Below are 6,561 nucleotides of genomic sequence, written 5' to 3' on the forward strand. Positions count from 1 at the left end.
TGAATTTAGGATTATCACTTAGGATTAGCTTGCAAGATAAAATTAGAGTGAAGGGAAGATACAAGGATGAAGAAGAAGTGGCTGTTGAGTGGAAGCGCAATTGGAATTAGCGGTGCTATTATGTTAGCCACCGGACTTACCGCGTTTGCAGGAACCTCAGGTTATGAAGATTACAAGGCTGCCCTTAAGAATACGGCGCAGAATCTGGAAAGTGTTACGGTACAGGCTGATGCAGTTCTTAAGGACAACGGCACCCTGCTTAGCCAGGCACAGAGCAATTTGAAGGCAAGCCTGAAAAATGAAGCAGTGAGTGGAACCCTCAAGATTAACGGGAAGGTTGGTTCGCAGAACATCAGCCTCTACAGACAGCCTGAAGGATTAGTATGGAAAAGCGATGCTTCGGATATTTACTATGTGAAGCAGGATAAGGCAGAGAAGAATGATCAGGAAGCAGGTAAGGTGACCAAGGATGCGGCTTGGCTTAGCAGTCAGGAAGAGACGGTAATTGATGCGCTGATCGGAAATTTAAAGAATGAATTCACTTCCACCTCAGAAAGTGACGGCTCCAAGAAAATTTCGCTTCAGCTTGAGAGCGCACAAATTCCGGCTGTTGTGCAAGCTCTCGCGCCAGTCGCCTTCAAACATCTAGCGTATCAATCAGAATGGAATCGACCTGGCGACAGCGGGACAGCAGCAGAGGGAAGCGATCCGGAAGAGCTGTTTCAACAAGGTCTGTTAAACGCCAAGGATATTGCTCTGACGGATGGTGTGCAAATTCAAAGCATCAGCTTGAATGCGGTGGTCAATCCAGCTAATGAAATTCAGAGCCAACAATTCGATATCACATTTACCGGCCAAGATGCTCAGGGAGTAGCCCATACATTGACTGCAAGCTTGGATGTTCAGTTGTCTGCTTTTAATGGAACAACCCCTGATTCTATTGACTTAAGTGGTAAACAAGTACAGCAATTGAAGGACGATCATGAAGGCAGACATCACGAATAAACGAAGCGGAAATTGAAGTTTGCATGAATTTCAAACGGGGCAGTCCCAAAAGTCATCGCACGTGACTTAGGGATCGCCCTTTTTCATTTTGTCAAAAAAGAAGCCGTTCCTAGTCCTATTGGCACTGCATTCTCTGCTTCATTTAAATCTTTTTCATAATTAGCTTTTTTGTGCTCAATAAGAGCCAGTTGTGCCTCAATCTCGTGTTTTTTGGCTAAAAGTATTTCTTCTTGGTTTAAGACGATGGAGTACTTCTCTTTCAGTTCCATTTTATCTTCCCTTGAGAGGCCGATATAATGGAAAATCATGTCAATTCCCATTCCTGTGCTTCTCATACATTGAATCATTCTCAATCTCATGATTTGATCATCACAGAACACGCGGATGTTATTCTTATCTCGCGCTACATCTTGCAGTAAACCGATATCTTCATAATAGCGGATTGTTGGTTTGGGTAGGTTAGTTATTTTTGATACTTCCTTAATTGTGTATTTGGGTTCGGTTCCATAAATAAATTCTTCCATAGTTCCCTCCTATATCACTTTGTTCAAGTTACTTGAATGTATAAAAATTACGATAACATATGAGCGGAAGAAGAACAAGTCATGGTCATTAGAGTTAAATAGATCGTTTCCACAAAAATTATTTTTAATAATATTTGACTTCAAGTTACTTGAACTGATTATAGTGATTCATGAAGCAAGTAATCATAAATATCGCATAGGAGGCAAATGAATGAACAGGAATGCAGAAATGAAACTTATTGACAAGGTATATATCAATGGAGAATTTGTAAAACCGGACGGAACGGAGCGAATGGATATTATCAATCCGTCGACAGAAGAATTAATTGGGCAGGTGCTGTTGGGAAATGAAACAGATACCAGAAAGGCGATCGCAGCCGCGAAAGAAGCATTAAAAACTTTCTCACGAACATCAATTCAAGAACGGGGTCAAATGCTGCAACGGATACATGATGCAATTCTGTCAAGGGCTGCTGATTTAAACCGGGCATGCATGGAGGAATATGGTGCGACAGCTAAGGCAGCAGACATTAGAACTCAGATTTCGGCTGATAGCTTCCTTTTAGCAAAAGAAGCAATGGAGGCTTTTGAATTTACCAGGCATATTGGGAAAGCAAAGGTTGTTTTTGAACCGTTGGGTGTCGCTGCTGCGATTACGCCTTGGAATGCAAACAATTCCCAGATTGCTATAAAAGTGGCTACAGCCATATCAGCAGGCTGCACGATCGTTGTAAAGGCTAGTGAATTTTCCTCCATTCAGACTCAAATATTGGCTGAGTGCTTCCATGACGCCGGACTGCCTGCCGGTGTAGTTAATATTGTATATGGATTGGGAACTTCAGTTGGCGCTGAATTATCCCGTAATCCGGATATCGCGATGATTTCTTTTACAGGCTCTGCGAATACTGCAAAGGCTATACAGCATAGTGCTGTTGATACAATGAAAAGAGTCGTTCTGGAATTGGGGGGCAAATCAGCAAATATCATTCTGGATGATGCAGACTTTACAAAAGCGATCCCTCGTGCCGTTACGAGTGCTTTTGGAAATCACGGGCAGATGTGCATTGCCGGCAGCAGATTATTGGTACCAGAGCATCGACTAGATGAAGTAAAAGAACTCATCAAAGTTGCGGTTGAGAATACCAAGGTGGGTTATCCATGGGAAAATGACACATTTATTGGCCCACTGATGAATGAAAATCAATACAAAAGAGTTCAGCGATATATCAAAATGGGTATGGAGGAAGGTGCGGAATTAGTAATTGGCGGAGAAGGACACCCTGAAGGTTTAGAGAAGGGTTATTTTGTAAAACCGACCGTTTTTGCAAATGTAACCAGAGATATGACGATTGCCAGAGAAGAAATATTTGGACCCGTACTATCTATTTTAACGTATCGAACGGAGGAAGAAGCGGTAGAAATTGCAAATGACACAGAGTATGGATTAGGTGCATATATCAGTTCTTCTAATATAGAAAAAGCGAACCGCATTGCTTCTCAGCTTATTGCCGGAACAGTTCTCATTAATGATGTTATTTTCGAAATGAGAGCTCCCTATGGCGGTTTTAAACAATCTGGAATCGGGCGTGAGGGTGGCATATATGGCCTCGAAGAATATCTTGAGCCTAAAACCATAATGATTTCTAATTAAGCAATGTATGATGTGAATACACTTACGGTTCCTTATTCTACTAATACGAGGAGTGACATCCATGAATGACGCTAAGATGAATGATGCTAAGATGAATGATGCCAAGTACGCCCTGGTCACGGGGGGCAACAAGGGGGTGGGGCTGGCCACGGTGCGCCAGCTGGCCGAGCGAGGCATGACCGTCCTGCTCGGCAGCCGAGACGCCCGGCTCGGCGCCGACGCGGCCCAGGAACTCGCCGAGGCCGGCCTCATGGTGAAACCCCTCCAGATCGACATCACGGACGACACCTCAGTCACGACCGCAGCCGAATACGTCCGCAGCACTTTCGGGCGCTTGGACGTGCTCGTGAACAATGCGGGCGTTATCGTGCGCAAGCAGGCGACCGAGGTGACCGCCGAGGGCATGCATACGGAGTTCGAGACCAACGTCTTCGGTACGGTCCGCGTTATCCACGCGATGCTTCCGCTGCTGCGCGAATCCAAGTCGCCAAGGATCGTCAACGTCTCCAGCGACTCAGCCATGTTCGCCAGGGCCACAGAGACGGGGTCCATGTTCGCCCGCTCCCACGAATCGTTCTCCTACTCGGCGTCGAAAGTAGCATTGAACATGTTGACCGTCAAGTACGCCAACGCCTTCCTCGACGACCCTGCGCTGGCGCATGTGAAGATCAATGCTGTGACGCCCGGATACGTCGCAACCGACTTGAACGGTTTCCGTGGTGTACTCACCACGGAGGAGGGAGCACGCGCCTCAGTGCACTGGGCCACCGTCGGCGACGAAGCCCCGACGGGCGGTTTCTTCGACGTAAACGGCCCAGTGCCCTGGTGATGTGCAAAACTTCACGGTCTGAAGGCCCCCTGCTGGCTGGTCGGGCGGTGTGCGGATTACTGCCGCGCGGGACGCCAGACGCCCGACCAGCCGCACCTCCAGTGGGGAGCGGTATGCGTGGGCGGTACCTCTCGACCAGCAGCCGGCCAGCGTCCGGCAAAATCCTGAGACAGCATCACGGGCTACCGGTGTACCGCTAGCCCGTTAAAAAAACAGAGGCGCAGCACCTCGCAAGAAGTGCTGCGCCTCTGTTTTGGCTTCATGATGCTGTTTCAGGTGACCCCACGATTCAAGAATACCAGGGGTTGCAATGAAAATATTGGGTATGTTAAGATTACGCTAACACTGACGATAGGAGTTGAAGAGGATAATGTAATATTTCTTGCTTAAGTTTAAAGAATAAAACAAGTTCTGTTTGCTCTGTTTTATTCTTTATTTGCAAGAAAGTTACCTTATTCTTTTCACTCAAAAAATATATCCTAATCTGACTCTACGCAGGGTTGGATTTGCTTTATTTTTTTGAGCTACAAGAAAGGTCAACTTTCTTGCAGCTCTTTTTTATTTGAGAAGAAAGGAGTTTTCTGGAATGTCATTGATCAAAGTAACTAACCTGACGTTTGCCTATGACGGCAGTTACGACAACATTTTTGAGCATGTAAGTTTACAAATCGATACCAACTGGAAATTGGGCTTTACGGGGAGGAACGGCCGGGGCAAGACTACGTTTCTCAATCTGCTGCTCGGCAGGTATGAATACAGCGGAACGATTTCCTCTAACGTCAGTTTCGAGTATTTCCCGTTCCACGTCGAACACAAGGAGAACTATACATTCGATGTAGTCGCCGACATCTATCCGGACTATGAGCACTGGCAACTCATGCGCGAGTTTTCGCTGCTGAAGCTGTCAGAAGATGTGTTGTACCGACCGTTCGACTCGTTGTCGAGCGGAGAACAAACGAAGGTGATGCTGGCGGTCCTGTTTTTGAAGGAAAACAGCTTTTTGCTTATCGACGAGCCGACAAATCATCTGGATCTGCATGCTCGGAAGCTGGTAAGTGATTATTTGAATGACAAGAACGGGTTTATTTTGGTGTCACATGATCGGGCGTTTCTCGACAATTGTGTGGACCACATTATTTCGGTCAATAAGACCAATATCGAAATCCAGAAAGGAAATTTTTCAGACTGGTGGGAGAATAAACAACGACAGGACAATTTCGAACTGGCCGAGAACGATAAACTGAGGAAGGACATTAAACGGCTGTCCGAAGCGGCCAAGCGAACGAGCAGCTGGTCGCACGAAGTAGAAAAAACGAAAAACGGCACCCGTAACTCCGGCTCCAAGGTCGACAAAGGGTACATCGGTCACAAGGCCGCCAAAATGATGAAGCGGTCCAAGTCGATCGAGCAAAGACAGCAATCCACGATCGAGGAAAGATCCCAGCTTCTGAAAAACGTCGATAGCTCGGAAAGCCTGAAAATAACGCAGATGACTTATCATAAACACCAATTGGTCGAGCTTGACCGCGTTTCGATTCATTATGGCGATAAGAACGTTTGCCGCGACATCAGCTTTACTGTCGAGCAAGGGGACCGTATCGTGCTCTCCGGTCCGAACGGCTCAGGCAAATCCAGTTTGCTCAAACTGATTTGCGGCGAGGAGATACCTTATTCCGGCGTGATTCGAAAAGGGAGCCAGATGAAAATTTCCTACGTTTCACAGGACACCTCGCAGTTGCGGGGCAATTTGACGGAATTCGCCAGATCCAGCGGGATTGACGAAAGCTTGTTCAAAGCGATTTTGAGAAAACTCGATTTTTCGCGCTTGCAATTCGAAAAGGACATCGCTTCTTTTAGCGGCGGTCAGAAGAAGAAGGTTCTGATCGCGAAAAGCCTCTGCGAACGCGCTCATTTGCATGTTTGGGACGAACCGCTCAATTTTGTCGACGTCATTTCCAGGATGCAAATCGAAGAGCTGCTGCTGGAGCATTCGCCGACTATCCTTTTTGTGGAGCACGACAGCGAGTTTTGCAAACATATCGCAACAAAAATTGTGGAACTGAAAATTTAACTCACTCTAGGAGGATGAAAGCGATGATTATTGAGGTTGTAGATGATTATGTGAACCGGTTCTTACCGGTTGACCCGGTTCACAAAAAAATAAATCTGTTGCCGGAGGTTTACCAATCTATCGGCAGATGCACGTAGCGATTACATCCAACAAGCGCATCGTGTTTTTTCTGCGTAGTTGGTTAATGACGCATTAAAGCATCGGATGATTGTTGCTTTTTTGTATATACATTTCTGTCGAAGGACAACAACATATAATCGGTACGAGTCCGTGTAAAAAAGCGGCTTTTTTATTTTAAGTGCGCCAAAGATGGCGATAGACCTTGTGATTCAACAAGGAGCTAAGGGTACGGTCTGAGGCGATATAGAATAAGACCGCCCCAGCCGAGGAGCGGTCTAATCCGAAATAAGGCGTTATTAAATTATGAGGATTGCTGACCTTAGATGAATGAACTTTCGTGGCTCCGCTTATTTCGGTTACC

General features: G+C 46.2%; 5 protein-coding genes. 4 read left to right on the forward strand and 1 reads right to left on the reverse strand.

Annotation, left to right across the window (positions count from 1 at the left end; translation table 11 throughout):
- The first annotated feature begins 66 nt into the window (after positions 1–66).
- A complete protein-coding gene (locus L691_RS0114915) occupies positions 67–1,005 on the forward strand; it encodes a hypothetical protein (RefSeq protein WP_025691281.1) in 939 nt (312 codons plus the stop codon).
- A gap of 83 nt (positions 1,006–1,088) precedes the next feature.
- Here L691_RS0114915 and L691_RS0114920 read toward each other — a convergent pair whose 3' ends face one another.
- Positions 1,089–1,529 (reverse strand): MerR family transcriptional regulator, encoded by a 441-nt coding sequence (locus L691_RS0114920; RefSeq protein ID WP_025691282.1) that lies wholly within the window; start codon positions 1,527–1,529, stop codon positions 1,089–1,091.
- A gap of 211 nt (positions 1,530–1,740) precedes the next feature.
- Between L691_RS0114920 and L691_RS0114925 the strand changes: the two genes are divergently transcribed.
- The 3 genes from L691_RS0114925 (at position 1,741) to L691_RS0114935 (ending at position 6,080) form a co-directional block, all read left to right on the forward strand.
- Entirely contained in the window at positions 1,741–3,180 is a 1,440-nt protein-coding gene (locus tag L691_RS0114925; protein ID WP_036737162.1) for an aldehyde dehydrogenase family protein, read from the forward strand.
- 61 nt (positions 3,181–3,241) lie between these two features.
- Entirely contained in the window at positions 3,242–4,009 is a 768-nt protein-coding gene (locus L691_RS0114930) for an SDR family oxidoreductase (protein WP_025691284.1), read from the forward strand.
- A gap of 586 nt (positions 4,010–4,595) precedes the next feature.
- Positions 4,596–6,080, forward strand: a complete 1,485-nt coding sequence (locus L691_RS0114935) for an Lsa family ABC-F type ribosomal protection protein (RefSeq protein ID WP_025691285.1) — start codon at positions 4,596–4,598, stop codon at positions 6,078–6,080.
- The last annotated feature ends 481 nt before the right edge of the window (positions 6,081–6,561 follow it).

This window comes from Paenibacillus zanthoxyli JH29 (assembly GCF_000520715.1).
Lineage (GTDB): Bacteria > Bacillota > Bacilli > Paenibacillales > Paenibacillaceae > Paenibacillus_AQ > Paenibacillus_AQ zanthoxyli.

Excerpts from the sequence above, each read along its gene's own strand:
- L691_RS0114915 (WP_025691281.1), top strand. The coding sequence starts at position 67 with ATGAAGAAGAAGTGGCTGTTGAGTGGAAGCGCAATTGGAATTAGCGGT.
- L691_RS0114920 (WP_025691282.1), bottom strand. The coding sequence starts at position 1,529 with ATGGAAGAATTTATTTATGGAACCGAACCCAAATACACAATTAAGGAA.
- L691_RS0114925 (WP_036737162.1), top strand. The coding sequence starts at position 1,741 with ATGAACAGGAATGCAGAAATGAAACTTATTGACAAGGTATATATCAAT.
- L691_RS0114930 (WP_025691284.1), top strand. The coding sequence starts at position 3,242 with ATGAATGACGCTAAGATGAATGATGCTAAGATGAATGATGCCAAGTAC.
- L691_RS0114935 (WP_025691285.1), top strand. The coding sequence starts at position 4,596 with ATGTCATTGATCAAAGTAACTAACCTGACGTTTGCCTATGACGGCAGT.